The organism is Acinetobacter sp. GG23, assembly GCF_057766365.1.
Map to the genome: position 1 here is coordinate 112,582 of NZ_JBYMDJ010000001.1, position 19,192 is coordinate 131,773.

The window sequence follows — 19,192 nt, forward strand, 5'->3', positions numbered from 1 at the left end:
TGCTAAGAAGTCTTAATCTGATCATTTTATCTATTTAATTTACTGATATTAATAAAATTAAATTAGATCCTTAGGACAATAAAGTTGGTATAAAGTATTTAACAATTGAACAAGTTTTTCATCTTTAATCGAATAAAAAATCTGTTTGCCATCACGACGGGTGGAAACGACATTGCTTTTGCGTAACATCATCAGTTGTTGAGATAAGGTCGGTTGATTAATTTGGGTCAATTCTTCAATTTGCGAAACATTAAGTTCCTGTTTGGCAAGATGGCATAAAATAAGTAGGCGATCTGTATTGGCGAGTGATTTTAATATCGTGACAACGATATCGATAGAATCATGCATAGAAGCAATTTCAAGCTCGGTGTTCATATAACAGCATTTCCATACTACTCATCAGTAATATACGCAGTATAATGCCTGTATAGTTGAATACATGAGAAAAAAGCACTATTTTCAATGGTTTTTAATGAACTTAAATATCAAATATTCTTATATCAATAAAACAAGGCATTTAATTTCAGTTAAATGCCTTGTTTTATTGCTAGATGTGAATAATTTATTTTTTACTGGTTTGTTTAAATTCTTTTAATTCCTTTTCATTAAAATGAAGTGTTTCAATTATGGCTTGACGATTATCAGGATCATACCAATTGAAAATAGCCGACATTTTTTCTTCAAAATGATCACTGAGAACAAAATGAGTATCTTGAATACTTAATAAACTGTTTTGTTTAAGTATGGAAATAAAACTTTTTAAGGTCGCACTGTCAAAATAATAACCAGACGGAATTTTTTGAGCCTGGAAAAGTTTTTGCAATACCGTTTTGCCCATTTTCTCTAACTCCTTCATCGTAAGCGCTTGAGACGGAGCATACTGCTTAAGTAAACCTGAAATTATGATCATGTTATTCAAGCTAGAGCTAGATAGATGCGCAAGTGATAACAGCTTATTTTGCATCTGTTCATCTAACGCAATCGATACCGTGGTTTCTTGCTGAATAATCCAGCCCAACTGTTCTAAACTATTTAAAATTAATCCAATCTCATTTTCCAATTCATCTAGATTCCATTTTAAGAAAAACTCTTCTTTAAAATAGGGATACATATTTTTAACACTATCCATTAAATAATGACGTGAGATCTTTTTATAAGATTGAATCAGCATGGCGACTAATGCAGGAACAATAAAACAATGCAGAATATTATTACTAAAATAACTTAACAGGATTTTTTGACTTTCCGCCACACGAATCCAGTTTTCATTATTTTGACTAAAATTTTCAACTTGTTTTAATTTTTGAGCATATTGAACAATTTCAGCGCTGGATAATTCCGTCATCATCATTCGTTGATCGTACTTCGCCTCATTTAATAACTGACGATATTGATCAATTTGTAAGATTAAATCATATTCCCTTAAAGCATGATTTTTAGCATTAAGTAAAATTAGTGAGATCAATGAAATAGGATTAACCACCACTGCTTTATTAATATTTTCTAAAATAGAATTTGCGACCTGGTTGACAGTTTGAACCACAGGTTGAGGTAATTCGTCATCAATATTTAATTTAATTTGATCGGCTTGATTAGCGGTTAAAATTTTATCCAGAAAAATGGGTTCACCAAAATTAACATGCACTTGTCCAAAAACTTTTTCAATTTTACGTGCTGAACTTAAAATACCCCAGATTGATTCAGCTTCCTTCGGTTTGCCATTCAGTTCATTTAAGTAAGAAGTACCTTCCATCAGCTTTTCATAACCAAAATAGGTCGGAATAAAAGCAATCGGTTTGGTCGCGCCGCGTAAATGACTTTGTACTGTCATCGAAAGCATGCCTTTTTTAGGCGGCAACAATAATCCCGTGCGTGAACGACCACCTTCAATAAAGTATTCCAAAGGCGTGTTACGCGATAAAAGGCTGTGTAAATATTCTTTAAATACCGAGGTGTAAAGTTCATTACCACTAAAGGTACGACGAATAAAGTAGGCACCGCCGCCACGCATGATTTGACCCACAATAGGCAGGTTTAAATTAATCCCTGCGGCAATATGTGGAACCATGAGGCCACGGTTAAAAATCACATAAGAGAGCAGCAAATAATCGATGTGACTGCGATGGCAGGGCGTATAGACGATCTCATAATCCTTGGCTAACTCACGTACCGTATCGAAATTATGTACTTCAATACCATCATAAAGTTGTGTCCATAACTTGGTCAGGGCAAGTTCAGCAAAACGTAAGGTTGAATAGGAGAAATCAGAAACCACCTCGGTTAAATAACCTTTGGCACGATTTTCCGCTTCAAACATACTAATTTTATGATCAATACTTTCTTTACGAATGGCATCTTGAACTGTTTCAGTCTTCATTAACTTATTAATGAGATTACGACGGTCAGATAAATCGGGGCCTAAAATTGCTTCTTTATGTTTATTAAAATTGCTATTGAGTTGTTTAACAATTGAATGGGCGGGAGAAAAATTCGGATGCTCAATTTTGGCTTTTTGCATGGCAGATTTAAGTGAAATGGGCTTATGAAATTCAATATAGTTATCACGACTATATAATGAAATATTCAAGGCCTGTTTTAATTTGGATGGGGTAGACCATGCATCAGAAAATAAAGCCTTAAACCAGGAGTCTTCATATTCAGGCGAACGTCCCCATAATACCGTCACTGGTACCAGTTCAATATCGTATTCAGGATATTTTTCTAAAACTTCGATTAGCCGAATCAGTTTGGCAGAATAGTGATAAGCCTCATTTTTTGAACTCGGTACATTTAAAGCCAGGATCGAGTCATCTTCTTTAAATTCCTGAATCGTTAATGGCGCAAAAACTGAAGGCAGTTTGCGCGCTTTCGCTTCAGTGTCGATTAATACCGTATTACTGAGTGACGCATCTTGTAATACATAACAAATTAATTTTTTGTCGTGTTTATTTTTTATATTTTTTTCTAATTCTTCTGTATTGCCTAAGACTTGAGGAGTCACGATTTTATCAAGGATTTTCTGCGTAAATTGTCGATAGAATCGGCTATAACCCTTATTAGACATTTGCTTCCCTAAAATCAGTTTTCATTTGCTGGATATTGTGTGCAATAACAAGGATAAATACAAATCTTATTGATGACAAATAAGTCATTTAAGTTGTAATGACTTAAGAAAAACCAAGTTGAGATATGATGAAAAAATCTTTATTTTTTAGGCTTAAACAGACAGTTAAGACGAAAAAAATGGAATAGAAAAACTTATCTTCACGGTCTAAATGACTTATGATGAATGTATGGCTTTAAAATCAAAAAATCGCTCAAGGAGTTAAAATGAGTACAGATTCTGCATTTCCAACACCAAATAATTTAGGCATTGCGGTTTATAGTAATAATGCTGAGTCTATTGGCAACACCCCATTAATTCGTATTAACCGTTCAATTTCTTCACCTGCAACGGTACTGGCTAAAATTGAAAGTCGTAATCCTGCATTTTCAGTAAAATGTCGTATTGGTGCCGCTTTAATTAAAGATGCTGAAGAAAAAGGTTTGCTTAAACCCGGCATGCATATTGTAGAGCCGACCAGTGGTAATACCGGAATTGCACTGGCATTTGTCGCTGCGGCAAAAGGTTATGACATCACCTTGACCATGCCTGCAAGTATGAGTGTTGAACGTCGCAAAGTGTTAAAAGCATTTGGTGCAAATCTGGTCCTGACTGAACCTGCAAAAGGCATGAAGGGTGCGGTGGATGAAGCCGTACGTTTGGCCACTGAACAACCGGAACTGTATTATTTACCGCAGCAATTTGAAAACCCGGCCAACCCTAAAATTCATGAACAAACCACAGGTCCAGAAATTTGGGAAGCCACAACTGGTAAGGTGGATATTCTGGTTTCAGGAGTAGGAACGGGCGGAACTATTTCAGGGATTTCACGTTATTTTGAGCGGGTAAAAAATCAAGCGCTATATTCAGTGGCTGTTGAACCGGCTGAATCTCCAATTATTGGACAAGCCAAACGTGGCGAGCCTTTGACTCCTGGACCGCATAAAATTCAAGGCATTGGGGCAAACTTTATTCCCAAAAATCTGGATTTAGATTTAGTGGATGAAGTCATTGCAATTGATAGTGCAACAGCAATTGAATGGGCACGTAAAACAGCGACTCATGAAGGCATTCTGGTGGGTATTTCAAGTGGTGCTGCAATGGCAGCAGCTGCTCAACTGGCAGCACGTCCTGAAAACGCGGGCAAAACCATTGTGGTGATTTTACCGGATGCCGGTGAGCGTTATTTATCATCTGTTTTATTTGAAGATATTTCTGCCGATTAATGTGTCACGAATTTTTTGAGAATAAAAAGGCTGAAGTTGATCTTCAGCTTTTTTATTAAGTACGTATGAATCACAAAATCTTAACGGATAAACAGTTTTAAAATCAGTTTTTGAATAAATGTGCCATAAGGCGGATAAAACAAATACATCAAACTAAATTTCGGGCGGTTAAACACGGCTTTCGCATGACTAAAGGTGATAAAACCTTCATAGCCATGATAATGACCCATTCCCGATGTACCCATACCGCCAAAAGGCAGATCTTCCTGTCCGACATGAACCAGGGTTTCATTGAGGCAAACACCGCCACTATGCGTTTGCATGAGTACTTTTTGCTGATCTTGTTTGTTATAACCAAAATAATATAAAGCCAAAGGTCGCGGTCTTTGATTAATGTAGTCAATCGCTTCATCGAGCTGTTGATAAGTCACAATCGGCAATAAGGGACCAAAAATTTCATTTTGCATCACCTGCATATCATCTGTGACATTGCTTAAAACATAATGTGCTAAACGTCGACCTGAAGATGTGTCAGTAATGACATTCACAGTCGCATTTTTTGCAGTTGCATCCTCAATATAGCGATTTAGGCGGTTGAGCTGCCGCTCATTAATAATGGCAGTGTAATCCGGATTATTGTCTAGTGTCGGGAAAAATTCCTGAATGGCTGTCGAGTAATCTTCAATAAATTGGGCCTCTAAGTGCGCAGGAATCAGCACATAATCGGGCGCCACACAGGTTTGTCCGGCATTCATGGCTTTTCCAAAAGCAATTCGCCGTGCACTTTCACGAATATTGGCATCGGCCAAGACCAACGCTGGAGACTTTCCTCCAAGTTCTAAAGTCACAGGCGTAAGGTTGCAGGCTGCTGCACGCATGACGTGTTTACCGACTTCACTGGCACCGGTAAACAAGATGTGATTAAAAGGCAATTGGGTAAATTGCTGCGCAACTTCTGCATCACCATTGACCACACACACCAAATCTTCAGGAAAGGCTTGAGCAATCAGTTGCTTAAACAGGGCAGAAAATTCAGGGGTATATTCACTCATTTTCAACATCACCCGATTACCCGCCGCAAGGGCTTGGCAAAGTGGGCCGATGGCTAAAAATAGCGGGTAATTCCAAGGGACAACTATCCCCACCACACCAACCGGTTGATACAAGACATAACCTGTCGCAGGTTGGAAAAGAATACCAATATGACGTTTGCTTGGACGCATCCATTTTTTCAAATTTTTTAAGGCATATTTAATGCCGAATACACTGGTCATGACCTCGAACATTTCAGTTTCCGAATGACTTCGGTTAGAAAAGTCCTGACTAATTGCCTCATTGATCTGGGTTTTATTTTGCAGAATCAATTGCTGCAAATTTTTAAGCTGCTGCCTGCGCTGCTCTAAACTCGGGTAACTGTTTTCAGTAAATGCCTGTTTTTGCTTCTCGAATAATGCTTGTAAATCAATCCAGATACTTTGATCTGCACTTTGATCCATTTTATGATTCAACATCTTACATATCCTTTGTCAGTAGCGAGAGAGTAACTTGAATTTTTCAATATCATTCCGTTATTCTCACTTTGTTATACTTTTAAATCTTTTAAAATATTACATAACAGGTTCAAATCTATCCTCAAGTCATTTTGAGTGGACTGAGCATGATGCGCTTCTCTTTGGAGTTAAGCATGTAACTGTTTGGCGCGTATCATATCCACCGCTTTTTCAGCAATCATGATGGTTGGCGCGTTGGTATTGCCATTGACCACATTGGGCATAATCGAGGCATCGACCACGCGTAGATTTTCAATCCCATAGACACAAAGCTGCGGATCAACCACGGCCATATCATCAACCCCCATTTTACAGCTGCCGACAGGGTGATACACCGTATCTGCACGTTCACGTAAAATATGCCGGATTTCGTCATCGGTTTTGACCGAAGCACAAAACAGATCTTTTCTATGCAATGCTTTTAAGGCAGGTGAATGCATCAGTTGTTGCGTTAATTTATAGGCATTGACCATATCTTCAATATCATCTTCATGATCAAAAAAATTCGGGTCAATTAGGAGGGGATCTTCAATGCTTGGGCCACTGATTTGAATACTGCCGCGACTTTTAGGATTCAGCAGGCAGACATGACAGGAAATACCGTGACTGGCATGAAAAGTACGAGCGTGGTTATCGACCAAGGCCACAACAAAATGCAGCTGTAAATTTGGAATGTCCTTATCTACTGTACTTTTTAAAAAGCCGCCACACTCGGCAAAATTGGTACTGAGCATGCCACGGCGCTCTTTACGATAGCGTGAAATTTGCTTCATCAAGTCAATCGTACCGGCCAGCGAAACGCCAAAAGTACCCGCAATATCACTAACGGTATAACTAAAAATAAAATCAGGATGATCGTGGAAATTTTTACCGACACCGGGCAGGTGTTTGGTCACGGCAATATTATGCTCGCCCAGTTTCTGTTCATCTCCAATACCGGATAGCATTAAAATTTGCGGCGAATGCATCGCACCTGCGCTTAACAGCACTTCTTTATGGGCACGCAGCTGTTTAAGTTGTCCTCCATGTTTAACCTCGACCCCCACTGCAACCTGATTTTCAATTAAAATGCGCTGGGTAGAGGCATGGGTATAAATGGTCAGGTTGGGACGTTCCAGATGCGGAAATAAATAGGCACGCGCCGCACTACAGCGCTCGCCATTAATATGGGTGACTTGATAAACACCTAAACCTTCTTGTTCGGCCCCGTTAAAGTCATTCAGAATTTTATAACCTTGTTCTTTCGCAGCAGTGATATAACGTTCATGCCATGGACTATCGGTGCGCAAATTCGATACTGATAAAGGTCCGGCATTGCCATGATATTCATTTTGAATATCGTGATTATTTTCCGAACGAATGAAGTACGGCAGAACCTCCTGATAACTCCAACCGTGATTACCCAGTTCCGCCCACCGGTCATAATCTTTTTGATGGCCACGCACATAAATCATCGCATTAATGGCAGATGATCCGCCTAAACATTTACCACGCGGTTGATAGCCTTTACGGCCATTTAGACCTTTCTGTGGCACAGTTTCAAAGGCCCAATTGTTGATTTTGCTGGGTATGCTGATCACGGCTGCGGCGGGGGTATTTACCATCCATGTATTGCCATGACTGCCAGCTTCTAATAAACACACTGAAATTTCTGGATTTTCTGATAAACGTCCAGCCAAAACACAGCCGGCACTGCCACCACCAATGACAATATAGTCAAACATCTGGTTTTCCATAGAGGATCTTGTTCCTGTTATTTATTCTTCAATATCATTTTTGTTTTAAGTGACATTTCTATTGTTTTATCACCCATTTAATTCGATCTTACTGAAGCTTTAGGCGAAAAGATATACAGTTTAGCGCTTGATTCAAAAAAATAAAAAATGGTTTATTCTTACCTGTACTTATATAATTAACTGCCGTTCTAATTACAGTTTCATACGATATTCGGTATAAATGAGCATTGGAAATAAGACTAAAAAAGCAGATGATGTATATCTGTTATGGATTAAAACAAGTAGGATTTTAATTAGTGTTTGAGCTTGACTGTAAATTACTCAGTGTTTTTCTTTATATTTATAAATATAAAAGTGTTTCGGTTGCAGCAGAAAATCTGTCGATGAGTCAACCGACGGTCAGTAATATTCTGAATAAAATTAGACAGCATTATAATGATCCGCTTTTTTTAAGAATTGGCAATGAGATGATTCCTACCGAGTTATCTAAACAGCTTTTTCCCTTGGTCAGTGAAGCACTAAGTAAGGTCGAGATCATCAATAATTTCACCATTGATTTTGATCAATCGGTTTCGCAGCAGAAATTTACCATTGCCATGACCGATGTTTCACATTTGGTGTTATTACCTAAAATTTCACAGTATTTAAAACAACATGCTTCGCATATTCGCTTGAATGTACGCGCGATTACTTCAGAAACTAGTTATCAGATGGCCAATGGGGAAATTGATTTAGCCATTGGTTTTTTACCCAATTTGGAAAATGGTTTTTATCAACAAAAATTATTTGAACAATATTATGTGGTGATTGCTTCTAAAGATCATCCAAGGCTGAGTGGAAACAGTTTAACTACTGAACAATATATCAGTGAACCCCATATCGATATTGATGCTGGAATGGGGCATTACCATATTGAAAATGAGTTACTTAATTTAGAATTAAAACGTAATATTTTAATGCGTTTACCAAGCTATTTAGGTGTGGGGCTAGTGGTACAGGAAACCGATGCCATAGCAACCGTGCCTTATTATTTAAGTAAAGTGTTATTGTCGCGCGGCAATTTACAAATTTTAGAAGCGCCGATTACCTTTCCAAGCTATGCCGTAAAACAATATTGGCATATGTCTTGTCATCACAAAACCAGTCATCAATGGCTGCGTCAGATGTGTTATGAATTATTCAGCCAAATGAATGAACTGGATGGTTCGATGCCTGGAATGATTCAGCAACAAGAATAATGATTTAAATCATATCGATTTACTAATCTACGGAAGAAATTTTATCCGGGGTCATGAGTGCCTGATTGATATACAGCTTGATTAAACGTTCACGAGAACCAATGGATTTTTGATAATGGGTTGAATTGAGGAGTAAAGATGCACCATAGGTCACGGTCCAGATATAAGATAAATAATCGCGAATTGACATGGCGCTATCTAAGGATGTTAAATATTCATCGGTCATGTCTTTGATTTCAATAATCCGTTCTTCACGCACCTGATATAATTCTTCAAATAATTCTTTTAATTTTCTTTCATTGTTGGTTAGTCGGTCTTCAATCACGTGTAATAAAATAGTCCGGTTAGAATTTAACATGTTGTAAAGCATGTACTGTGAAACATAGGTTTTAATATTGTTTTTATATTTTTTTGAAATTTCTAATAATCTTTTTTCATTCAAAATAATCAGTTCTAAATACAGCTGATTTTTGCTTTTAAAATGTTTATAAATGGTGCCTTTGGCAATATCCAGTTCAGAGGCTAATTCTCCAAGCGTAATATCTTGATTGTTATCCAGCAAAAGCGTTTCTGCCATGGCTAAAATTTTCTCTTTTCGTAATAGAAAATTTTGTTGGCGTACTGTATTCATTGCAATTGTTCCAAGCAAACATTAAAAAAGCGTCTTCAACATATACTAATAAAATTATTATGACCATGCCACTATGGTTAGAAATTGGTAAAAATTAATATTTAAAATTCGATATTTATATTTGACCCCCATTTTGAATTTCATAGCGCTCACGTGCATAGCAAAAATTAAAAGTCAATAAATGAGAACCTGAGAGGTCAATAATCGCCAATAAAATTCCAATTGGATAATAATTATTTTATTGTTATTTAGCCCTAAAAAGTGGAATCATAGATTAAACGCAAAGAAATAATATTCTGATCAAACGGTATTTTAACCGTACATTTAAAGATGAGGTTTTAGAATGAATTTCTTAAGTCAAAGTCAATTTAAATGATAGAAAAGAGGTTTTGTTCAGCTAGCATTAGAAGCCAGCCGATTCAATTTTGGTTCATGGTGATGTACGCCGTACGCTCCTTAATGGTCGTGCCAACAATGAAATATCACATGCATTTGCGATGTATGTGGAGCAGCAACTGGATATCACCAAATGCCCTAGCGATGCAGAAGCGGTGAAAAAGTAAGGATCGTGTAGGGTTTAATTACCAAAGCCTATTTAACCGATACGGCATTGAATACTGTGCTTGATGCCCAAATGGTGTTTGGTGATCATGGATATATCCGGGAATGGGGCATGCAACAATGCGTGCGTGACCTGCGGATCTCGCAAATTTATGAAGGCACCAATGGTGTACAAGCTCAGGATTTAATCGGCCGTAAAACCATTCGCAAGAATGGTACTAATATGACGAAATATATCACTGAAATTCGTGAATTTTTTGCTACATTAGATAATTCACTTGCGATTAAAGCCGCGACTTTAAAAGCATGTAATGAAGTGGAAGCGATTACCCGGTTTATTTTGCAACAGGCGAAAGGCCAGCTGATTTTGCTAATGGGGTTGCGGTAGATTACTTGTATACATTGGGCTTACTGAGCTTTAGTTATAGTTTGCAAGAATCTCGCAAGCAGCTCAAGCTAAAACAGAAGCACTCTGTCAAAACAAACTTATTTTGGCGCAGTATTTTGCAGAAAAAATATTATCTGGCTTAACTGCATATATTGCCCAAATTAAAGCCGGTTCAAACTTGATGATGCAGTTACCTGAAGACTACTTTTTTACTGCTCAATCTTAAGTCTAAGACCAATGCTTTACTTCAAAAGGAAATGATATGGGTAGAGTATTCTGTTCATGTCAGTAGATAAGATCTATAAATGAGGATGGAAAAGAATGATTGTTATTGTGAATGCTGTACGTACAGCGATGGGTGGTTTTCAAGGCTCGCTTTCAGCATGTACAGCACCAGATTTAGGTGCAGTGGCTATTAAAGAAGTAGTCACACGTTCAGGCTTACAGCCTACAGATATTGATGAAGTGATTTTTGGTTGCGTGTTGCCTGCAGGTTTAAAGCAAGGGCCAGCACGTCAGGCCATGCGCCAGGCAGGCTTGCCTGATTCGACCGGTGCAACCACCATCAATAAAATTTGTGGTTCGGGTATGAAAGCGGTTATGCAAGCGGCCGATGCAGTTAAAGCCGGTTCTGCACAAATCGTGGTTGCAGGGGGTATGGAATCGATGAGTAATGCGCCATATTTACTTGAAAAAGCCCGTGCCGGTTACCGTATGGGGCATGGTAAAACCACAGACCATATGTTCCAGGAAGGTCTGGAAGATGCGGAAACCGGTCTTTCGATGGGCATACTTGCACAAGAAATGGCAGATAAAAAAGGCTATACCCGTGAGCAACAAGATGCTTTTGCAATCAGCTCTCTAAATAAAGCCGTTACTGCAATCCAGAACGACTATTTTAAGGCTGAAATTGCACCTGTAACCGTCTCTAGCCGTAAAGGCGATGTGGTGGTTGAGCAAGATGAGCAACCCCTGAATGCCAAAGCCGATAAAATTCCGACTTTACGTCCTGCATTTAAAAAAGATGGCACTATTACCGCTGCAAATGCCAGTTCAATCAGCGATGGGGCTTCTGCACTGGTAATTACTTCAGAAGAAATTGCAGCTGAACGTGGACTTGAAGCTGTTGCTAAAGTTTTAGCTTATGCCAGCCATTCACAGCATCCTTCTGAATTTAGTATTGCTCCGGTGGGTGCAATTGAGAAAGTTCTAAAGAAAACCGGCTGGACTGCTGCTGAAGTTGATCTTTGGGAAATTAATGAAGCCTTTGCGATGGTAACCATGGCGGCTATGGATGCTTTTAATTTAGATGAAGCTAAGGTCAATGTGAACGGTGGTGCATGTGCCCTCGGTCATCCACTCGGTTCATCAGGTTCACGTATTATTGTGACCTTGATTCATGCATTGCAACGTACTGGCGGCAAAAAAGGTATTGCTGCATTATGTATTGGTGGTGGTGAAGCGACTGCTATTGCGGTTGAATTGATTTAAACTGGCACAATGAATCCAGCAGTAAGCCCAACAAATGCCATGATTCTAGTACGCTAGGATGATGGTAAAAGGAATTGATTAAGACAGTGCTGTAGTAGGTCCAATGGGGTTTGCTGGTACAGATGAAGCCGACACTGTTCCTTTGGCTTTGGTCTATTCTGCTCAGTAACATCCTTTAAAAATTACCCTGACAATCAGTGCAAGTCTAAGTAATAAAACTGCTGGTCGCTTAAATGAAGCGCATGCCATTTACGTCGTTGTCTCCCTATCAGGCCGATCCAGGCTGGCGTAAAGTGACTAACGCTGATGAAGTAATCTATCGTTAGCACCTGTCTGAAATGGAAAATAATCTGCGTCATCATAATTTACTGCTTACTAATATGGCGGTTATCGCAGCATTCTCCCTCACTAAAGATAGTTATTCCCACTCTGGTTCATACAGTAACTTGGTTAACTTTATTAAAATGGAGGAGCAGGCCATTATTGAGATTGATCCAAAACACTAGGTTATCTAGGGTACTTGGAAAATGCTTTAGAAAATTCAAAACTTAAAAGTTGACTCATGATTAACAAAAATGGTGACAATTATTTCATTAACCATATGTTAAAAGATAAAGCTACCGGAAGAACCGAAGATTTGGTGGATTCAAAATCAATTTATAAAAAGTGAAATAGTTGAATGACTATAGCCGATGCCGTATTTTAGTTCAGCCACGACATCTTTTCTTTTCTATCCCGTGAATAGAATTTAATAACTCGGCATAATCCTGCACAAAATAATTTGCCTGAGCTTTAATTGCCTCTAACTCATGTGCCGAATATTGGTCATAAATGGCAATAACGTCAATACCGGCTTGTTTCGCTGCCTCGACACCAATGAGTGAGTCTTCAATAATTAAACATTCTTCCGCCTTAAAGCGAAAATGCTGAAGTGCGGTTAGATAGACTTCAGGATGTGGCTTGATATTTTCGACATTTTCTCGGGTTAAGATGAGTGAAAAATCGTTCTTGAAATCAATTTTACTATTGATAAGGGTATTGTTGTCTTGATAACGCTGAATATTGTACAAACTGGTGGTTGTAGTCAGTGCTAATTTTATCCCTTGTTGTTTGAGCGCATCAATCAATAGGTGGGCTTGAGGTTTGAGTTGAACAATATGATCAAGAAAATAACGTGAAATACTATAACGTCGTGACTTAACTTCTGCTTTAGTTAATTTAAAAGCATAAAATTCGTTGAGATAGCCACAATATTCCAAATATGGATCAGGAGATTGTCTGAAGTTTTTCAGCTGGATATCCCGCTGCTGCTGAATGGTATTCAGATCCACTTCAATCTTCGATAATTGCTGAATCAGGGTTGCATCGACTTGATTCCAGATTCCCACGGAATCAATCAGGGTGCCATCTAAATCAAAACAAATTAACTTTTTCCCCTGAAACATTTTCATCTGACATTTTGTTTGAATGAGCTGAATTATATCTCGTCTGAATATGCACAGTAAGATGAATAGAAAATATTTCTTGTTTTAAGTTTTGTTTGGAAATCGTTCTTTAAGTTGGGTAAATAGCATCTGCATACCTTGAGTCGCGGTTTGGGGAATTAAATGATATTGCTTGGGTACACGAAGATGATCAGCTTTAGGATCAATATAATAGGCTTCACATGTTGCAGGTATTTCATGAATCAGTCCGGCAACTGGGCAAACCACCAAACTGGATCCAATGACGATAAAAATATCGGCATCTTGAACCAGTTGAATGGCGTATTTATAAGCGGGGACGGCTTCGCCAAACCAGACCACATGCGGACGTAGCGGATAGCCCAGCGGACATTTATCGCGTTGCAGATTTAATTCTCAGCCTTGAACAGGGTAGAAGGTCTTAGAATATTGTGCCCCCGGTGCAGAGCTTTTGGCTAAGCGAATATTGCCATGTAAATGTAAAACATGCCGGCTGCCAGCGCGTTCATGTAAATCATCTATATTTTGGGTAATGACATCACATTCTGCAAAGTCCTGGATTTTGGCAATGAGTTGATGTGCTAAATTTGGCTGTGCTTCCAAAACACTTTTGCGCCGTGCATTATAAAAGCGCTGCACCAATTCTGGATTTCTTTGCCATGCCTGCGGTGTCGCTACATCTTCAATCTTGTGATTTTCCCAAAGTCCCTCATGATCACGAAAGGTATTAATTCCACTTTCTGCACTCATTCCTGCACCGGAAAAAATCACGATTTTTGGCATTTCTATCGGTTCGCTGTCTTTAATTTAGATAAACTTATCATAAATTATTCAGCTTTTTATAAGTTTTACATAACACTTTAATTTTACTTTTAAGCAGCTATAAAAACAAAAGCCCCCACAAAGTTGTGAGGGCTAATTGTGTTATTTTTCTATCAAGCAATAAACTCTTGAACCGCCTGATTGAACTCATCTGGACATTCAATATTTGAAATGTGCGAGGCATTAATTTCAAATAAAGCACTATTTTTAATCTGGTTAACCATAAATTGACCATCAGCTACTGTGGTCACGGGATCTTGCTGACCTGCTACGACCAATACTGGCACAGCAATGTCTTTGAGTTGTTCGCGTAAATCTGCTTTTGCTAAAGCTTCACAACAACTTGCATAACCTTCAGCGCTGCCAGCTGCCAGGCTATTTTGCAACTTTTCAACTTCTGCTAAATTGCTTTGAATAAATTTATCTGTAAACCAGCGCCCGGCTGCAGTTGAAGCGATCGGTTGTAAACCTTGTTCACGTACCAGTGCTGCACGCTCATTCCACGCTTGTTCCTGACCAATTTTCGCTGCAGTATTACATACAATAACTTTGTTAAAACGCTTGGCTTTGTAAACAGCAAGCCATTGACCAGTTAAGCCACCCATCGAAATACCGCAAAAAACAGCTTTTTCAATATTAAGATGGTCAAGCAGATTCACGACATCTTGACCTAATTGCTCAAGCGTATATGGACCTTGAGGCGCTGAAGATGCGCCATGACCACGTGTGTCATAACAAATCACAAAGAAATCATTTTGAAAATGACTAATCTGAGGTTGCCACATTCCATAATTCGTTCCGAGCGAATTTGAAAAGATAATCGCCGGTTTATTGACATTACCAAAGGTTTGGTAATTGATTTGAGCACCATTAGAGTTAAAAGTTGGCATTTTTATTTCCTAATTCTCCCTCGATCCCTCCTTTACAAAAGGAGGGAGGAAAGAGCATTTAATAATTAAACACGTTCGATAATTAAAGCGATACCTTGACCGACCCCAATACACATTGAACACAGCGCGTAGTGGCCACCCGTCTGTTCCAGCTGGTTCAGCGCAGTCGTCACCAGACGTGCACCGGATGCGCCAAGTGGATGACCCAATGCGATCGCGCCACCATTCGGATTGACTTTGGTTGAGCCATCTTCAATACCTAAGTCACGCGTCACCGCTAAGGCTTGTGCGGCAAAGGCTTCGTTCAGTTCAATCACATCCATCTGCTCCAGCGTTAAACCGGTTTGCTTGAGCAGTTTTTTAATTGCAGGCGCAGGGCCAAAGCCCATGATGCGGGGTTCCACACCGACCACGGTTGCGCCAATAATCTTGGCCCGTGGTTTTAAGCCATATTTTTCTACCGCCTCATCCGAAGCAATCAGCAAGGCTGCTGCACCATCGTTAATCCCGGATGCATTACCTGCCGTTACCGTACCTTCTGCTTTCACCACCGGTTTCAGTTTATTTAAACCTTCTAATGTGGTTGAAGCACGTGGATGTTCATCGCTATCCACGACAACGGGTTCGCCTTTACGCTGTGGAATCACCACAGGCACGATTTCGTTGGCAAAGAAACCTTTGGCTTGTGCTGCTGCTGTGCGCTGCTGACTTGAGAAAGCGAACTGGTCTTGATCGGCACGGTTGATGTTAAACTGTTCCGCCACGTTTTCCGCGGTTTGCGGCATGGTTTCTACGCCATACATCTCTTTCAGTTTCGGATTGATAAAACGCCAACCCATGGTGGTGTCTTCAAGTTTCTGACTGCGGCCATAAGCGCCTTCGGATTTACCCATCACTAGCGGTGCGCGTGACATGGATTCTACACCCCCGGCAATAATCAGCTCTGCTTCACCGGCTTTAATGGCACGCGCTGCCATTGCTACTGCATCCAGTGATGAGCCACATAAACGGTTCACGGTCGTTGCAGGCACCTGATACGGCATTCCTGCAAGCAGGGCCGACATACGGCCGACATTGCGGTTGTCTTCACCGGCCTGGTTGGCACAGCCATAAATCACATCATCTACTTTTTCAAAGTCAACCGATGAATTACGTTGCATTAAGGCTTTAATTGGAAGTGCACCGAGGTCATCGGCACGTACCGGAGCGAGACCCCCGGCATAACGGCCGAATGGGGTACGGATGGCATCGATAATATAGGCATTTTTCATTATGTAATCCTTTTACCTCCCTTAATCGCTCCTGAAAAGGAGGGAGACTTAGCGAGCTTCAACATTGAGCTTTGGCATAAAGTCTCCCTTCTTGTACTTTGGCTTAAAGCAGTGCTTAAGCCTGGCTCAGGGAAATCTAGGGGATTTAAAATTTCTTTAAAGCGTATTAACCCTGAGTTGCATCAATCAGCTTTGCACCGGTCAAAGACTGCAATTCTTCAAATGACAGACCTTCGACTTTCTCAATCACTTTCATACCTTCATCAGTCACGTCAATCACGCACAGGTCGGTATAGATGCGGTCTACGCATTTCAGGCCGGTGGCAGGATAGCTGAGTTCTGAAACAATCTTCGGTTCGCCTTTTTTGGTCACATGATCGGTGGTGATAAAGACTTTTTTCGCACCCACCGCCAGGTCCATGGCGCCGCCGACAGCAGGAATCGCATTCGGTGCACCGGTATGCCAGTTGGCCAGATCACCATTTTCAGCAATCTGGAACGCACCCAGTACCGCGATATCCAGGTGACCGCCACGCATCATCGCGAACGAGTCGCCATGATGGAAATACGCGCCGCCCTGTAATAAAGTCACAAACTCTTTACCGGCATTGATCAGTTCCGGATCCTCTTCGCCAGCAGCCGGGGGTGGACCAAACGCCAGCAAGCCATTTTCAGAGTGTAGAAACACATCTTTGTCTTTTGGCAGGTAATTGGAAATCTTGGTCGGCAAACCAATGCCGAGGTTGACATAAGCACCATCGGGAATGTCTTGTGCCACACGCTCTGCAATTTGATCGCGGGATAGTTTGCTATAGCTCATTTTTTAATCCTCACGTAATTAGGCAGATTGCTCAAGGGGTTTGGTGCCAACAGCAACCACGTGCTGTACAAAAATGCCCGGGGTAATAATGTGTTCAGGGTCAAGCGCACCCAGTTCCACCACTTCTGCAACCTGCGCAATGGTGACATCGGCGGCCATGGCCATGATCGGGCCAAAGTTACGTGCCGACTTGTTGTAGACCAGGTTGCCCCAGCGGTCGCCTTTATACGCTTTAATCAAGGCAAAATCGGCCTTGATCGGGTTTTCCAGTACAAAGTCTTTGCCTTCATAGTTCAGGGTCGGTTTGCCTTCCGCCAGCAAAGTTCCAAAACCGGTTGGCGTATAGATGGGACCAAGTCCCATGCCTGCAGCCTGAATCCGGCAGGCCAGATTGCCTTGCGGCACCAGTTCCAGTTCAATTTTTCCGGCACGGTAGATTTCATCGAATACATAAGAGTCGGACTGGCGCGGGAAAGAACAGATGATCTTGCGCACTGCACCGGTTTTAAGCAGCTTGGCCAAACCGTAATCGCCATTGCCGGCATTGTTATTCACAATGACCAGGTCTTTTACACCCAGTTCGATTAAACCGTCAATCAGTTCAGCCGGTTGTCCCGCTGTACCAAAACCACCAATCATGATGGTGGCACCATCTTTAATCTGGGAGAGCGCTTCGGTGAGAGACGCTGTACTTTTATCAATCATAGTTTTTCCTGACGCAATAATGGCGTTTCTTGATTAGACATTGAATGAGGAGGCGGGGTGTCTGCTTTTTTACTCAGCATGAGATGGGCAATTAAGCCAATACAAATTCCCCAAAATACGGAACTGAGACCTAAGAAGTGCATGCCAGAGGCCGTGGCTAAAAATGTAATCAGTGCGGCATCTCGCTGATGTTCATCTTTCATTGCCGTTGTAATATTGATACCAATTGCACCCAATAAAGCCAAGCCGGCCAATGCGGCGACCAGTTCTTTAGGCAGCAAGCTGAACAACATGACAATACTGCCGGCAAATAAACCACCTAGAATGTAAAAAATACCGTTGGCAATTCCGGCGATATAACGTTTTTCTTTCAGTTCATGCGCATCTTTACCCATACACAAGGCTGCGGTAATGGAAGCCAATACAATGGTGATTCCTCCAACGCAGGCCACTGCTAAGGACGCAATGCTGGTTGCCGTGATAATCGGCTTAGCCGGAGTGTCATAACCGCTAAGCTTCATGATGGCCATGCCCGGTAAAAACTGTCCAGACAGACTGACCAAAATTAAAGGAATGGCAAAATTCAGCATGCCGTTCAGGGTCCATTCGGGCGCAATAAATTGTGGAATGGCCAAGCTAAAGCTCATTTCAACCGGATTCATTTTGCCCAGTACCAGACTTAAGATCACACCTGTGATCAAGACCCAAAGCATGCTATAGCGCGGTGAAATCCGTTTAGACACTAAAAACACCAGCAGCATGCTAAATACAATCCAGGGCATACTGTCTGTTGCTGTAAAGAGTCCCAAGCCAAACTGAAACAAGATTCCCGCCATCATCGCGGCAGCAATAGATTGCGGAATCCAGTGTAGTAATTTGTCGAAGTAGCCACTTAAGCCAATAAATAAAATCACTAAAGCAGCCGTAATGTAGGCTGCTATCGCTTCATTCAAACTTAAACCGGGAAACAGGGTTACCAACAAGGCGGTACCGGGCGCAGACCAAGCGGTAATTACGGGTACTTTGTATTTAATCGATAAAAAAATACCGGCAACTGCCGCACCGATGGAAATGCCCCAGATCCACGAGATCATCATCTCGGAAGAGACATTGGCTTTTTGTGCAGCTTGAAAGAAGATGATGAGTGGACCCGAATAGGAAATCAGCACAGCCAAAAATCCTGCGACTGTTGCTGAAAGTGACCAATCATCTTTTAAAGTTTTAAACAGGGATGCCATTGGGCTATTGCCTCCATGCGTAGATTTCAATGATCCTGTTGAATTTTGATGAGATCAGG

Annotated in this window: 14 protein-coding genes and 2 pseudogenes; 4 read left to right on the forward strand and 12 right to left on the reverse strand. The window is 40.7% G+C overall.

Translation table 11 applies throughout. The features are described from left to right. Positions 1–57: 57 nt before the first annotated feature. Entirely contained in the window at positions 58–375 is a 318-nt protein-coding gene (locus AC3CAU_RS00590) for a metalloregulator ArsR/SmtB family transcription factor (RefSeq protein ID WP_424619826.1), read from the reverse strand. A 187-nt stretch (positions 376–562) separates the two neighbouring features. Further along, positions 563–3,064: a glycerol-3-phosphate 1-O-acyltransferase PlsB gene (plsB, locus tag AC3CAU_RS00595; RefSeq protein WP_131217436.1), complete on the reverse strand. Its 2,502-nt coding sequence runs from the start codon at positions 3,062–3,064 to the stop codon at positions 563–565. 266 nt (positions 3,065–3,330) lie between these two features. Here plsB and cysK point away from each other — a divergent pair, with 266 nt between their 5' ends. Further along, positions 3,331–4,329, forward strand: a complete 999-nt coding sequence (gene cysK, locus AC3CAU_RS00600; protein ID WP_131217434.1) for a cysteine synthase A — start codon at positions 3,331–3,333, stop codon at positions 4,327–4,329. Between the two features lie 80 nt (positions 4,330–4,409). On the opposite strand, the gene AC3CAU_RS00605 is transcribed toward cysK, so the two are convergent. Then, a complete protein-coding gene (locus AC3CAU_RS00605; protein WP_447053036.1) occupies positions 4,410–5,840 on the reverse strand; it encodes a coniferyl aldehyde dehydrogenase in 1,431 nt (476 codons plus the stop codon). A gap of 167 nt (positions 5,841–6,007) precedes the next feature. Continuing rightward, a complete protein-coding gene (locus AC3CAU_RS00610) occupies positions 6,008–7,615 on the reverse strand; it encodes a GMC family oxidoreductase (protein WP_447053037.1) in 1,608 nt (535 codons plus the stop codon). 296 nt (positions 7,616–7,911) lie between these two features. Between AC3CAU_RS00610 and AC3CAU_RS00615 the strand changes: the two genes are divergently transcribed. Next, the gene (locus AC3CAU_RS00615) at positions 7,912–8,853 is read left to right on the forward strand and encodes a LysR family transcriptional regulator (protein WP_131217428.1); all 942 of its coding nucleotides are present in this window, start codon (positions 7,912–7,914) and stop codon (positions 8,851–8,853) included. 22 nt (positions 8,854–8,875) lie between these two features. On the opposite strand, the gene AC3CAU_RS00620 is transcribed toward AC3CAU_RS00615, so the two are convergent. Beyond that, positions 8,876–9,484 (reverse strand): TetR/AcrR family transcriptional regulator, encoded by a 609-nt coding sequence (locus AC3CAU_RS00620; RefSeq protein WP_131217426.1) that lies wholly within the window; start codon positions 9,482–9,484, stop codon positions 8,876–8,878. A 407-nt stretch (positions 9,485–9,891) separates the two neighbouring features. Here AC3CAU_RS00620 and AC3CAU_RS00625 point away from each other — a divergent pair. Together AC3CAU_RS00625 and AC3CAU_RS00630 are read left to right on the forward strand one after the other, a co-directional pair. Next, a pseudogene (locus tag AC3CAU_RS00625) lies at positions 9,892–10,659 on the forward strand (acyl-CoA dehydrogenase C-terminal domain-containing protein); the annotation flags it as partial. A gap of 95 nt (positions 10,660–10,754) precedes the next feature. Beyond that, the gene (locus tag AC3CAU_RS00630; protein WP_131217425.1) at positions 10,755–11,924 is read left to right on the forward strand and encodes a thiolase family protein; all 1,170 of its coding nucleotides are present in this window, start codon (positions 10,755–10,757) and stop codon (positions 11,922–11,924) included. 707 nt (positions 11,925–12,631) lie between these two features. Here AC3CAU_RS00630 and AC3CAU_RS00635 read toward each other — a convergent pair. The 7 genes and pseudogenes from AC3CAU_RS00635 to benE form a co-directional block, all read right to left on the reverse strand. Further along, entirely contained in the window at positions 12,632–13,369 is a 738-nt protein-coding gene (locus AC3CAU_RS00635; RefSeq protein WP_131217599.1) for an HAD family hydrolase, read from the reverse strand. Positions 13,370–13,453: 84 nt separating this feature from the next. Then, positions 13,454–14,170: pseudogene (locus AC3CAU_RS00640) on the reverse strand (SIR2 family NAD-dependent protein deacylase). A gap of 152 nt (positions 14,171–14,322) precedes the next feature. After that, positions 14,323–15,099: a 3-oxoadipate enol-lactonase gene (gene pcaD / locus AC3CAU_RS00645; RefSeq protein WP_424621120.1), complete on the reverse strand. Its 777-nt coding sequence runs from the start codon at positions 15,097–15,099 to the stop codon at positions 14,323–14,325. A gap of 65 nt (positions 15,100–15,164) precedes the next feature. Continuing rightward, positions 15,165–16,370 (reverse strand): 3-oxoadipyl-CoA thiolase, encoded by a 1,206-nt coding sequence (gene pcaF / locus AC3CAU_RS00650; RefSeq protein WP_447053038.1) that lies wholly within the window; start codon positions 16,368–16,370, stop codon positions 15,165–15,167. A gap of 166 nt (positions 16,371–16,536) precedes the next feature. Beyond that, complete coding sequence (locus AC3CAU_RS00655; protein WP_131217963.1) at positions 16,537–17,190, reverse strand: 3-oxoacid CoA-transferase subunit B; 654 nt, start codon at positions 17,188–17,190, stop codon at positions 16,537–16,539. 18 nt (positions 17,191–17,208) lie between these two features. Next, positions 17,209–17,895, reverse strand: coding sequence for a 3-oxoacid CoA-transferase subunit A (locus AC3CAU_RS00660; RefSeq protein ID WP_447053039.1), 687 nt, complete (start codon positions 17,893–17,895; stop codon positions 17,209–17,211). Continuing rightward, positions 17,892–19,133 (reverse strand): benzoate/H(+) symporter BenE, encoded by a 1,242-nt coding sequence (gene benE, locus AC3CAU_RS00665; RefSeq protein WP_424622235.1) that lies wholly within the window; start codon positions 19,131–19,133, stop codon positions 17,892–17,894. Before benE ends, AC3CAU_RS00660 begins: the two co-directional genes overlap by 4 nt. Between the last annotated feature and the right edge of the window lie 59 nt (positions 19,134–19,192).

Bases quoted from the DNA above. Each gene is read 5' to 3' on its own strand.
- pcaF (WP_447053038.1), bottom strand. From the start codon at position 16,370: ATGAAAAATGCCTATATTATCGATGCCATCCGTACCCCATTCGGCCGT.
- AC3CAU_RS00630 (WP_131217425.1), top strand. From the start codon at position 10,755: ATGATTGTTATTGTGAATGCTGTACGTACAGCGATGGGTGGTTTTCAA.
- AC3CAU_RS00590 (WP_424619826.1), bottom strand. From the start codon at position 375: ATGAACACCGAGCTTGAAATTGCTTCTATGCATGATTCTATCGATATC.
- benE (WP_424622235.1), bottom strand. From the start codon at position 19,133: ATGGCATCCCTGTTTAAAACTTTAAAAGATGATTGGTCACTTTCAGCA.
- cysK (WP_131217434.1), top strand. From the start codon at position 3,331: ATGAGTACAGATTCTGCATTTCCAACACCAAATAATTTAGGCATTGCG.
- AC3CAU_RS00660 (WP_447053039.1), bottom strand. From the start codon at position 17,895: ATGATTGATAAAAGTACAGCGTCTCTCACCGAAGCGCTCTCCCAGATT.
- AC3CAU_RS00655 (WP_131217963.1), bottom strand. From the start codon at position 17,190: ATGAGCTATAGCAAACTATCCCGCGATCAAATTGCAGAGCGTGTGGCA.
- pcaD (WP_424621120.1), bottom strand. From the start codon at position 15,099: ATGCCAACTTTTAACTCTAATGGTGCTCAAATCAATTACCAAACCTTT.
- AC3CAU_RS00635 (WP_131217599.1), bottom strand. From the start codon at position 13,369: ATGTTTCAGGGGAAAAAGTTAATTTGTTTTGATTTAGATGGCACCCTG.
- AC3CAU_RS00620 (WP_131217426.1), bottom strand. From the start codon at position 9,484: ATGAATACAGTACGCCAACAAAATTTTCTATTACGAAAAGAGAAAATT.
- AC3CAU_RS00610 (WP_447053037.1), bottom strand. From the start codon at position 7,615: ATGGAAAACCAGATGTTTGACTATATTGTCATTGGTGGTGGCAGTGCC.
- AC3CAU_RS00605 (WP_447053036.1), bottom strand. From the start codon at position 5,840: ATGTTGAATCATAAAATGGATCAAAGTGCAGATCAAAGTATCTGGATT.
- plsB (WP_131217436.1), bottom strand. From the start codon at position 3,064: ATGTCTAATAAGGGTTATAGCCGATTCTATCGACAATTTACGCAGAAA.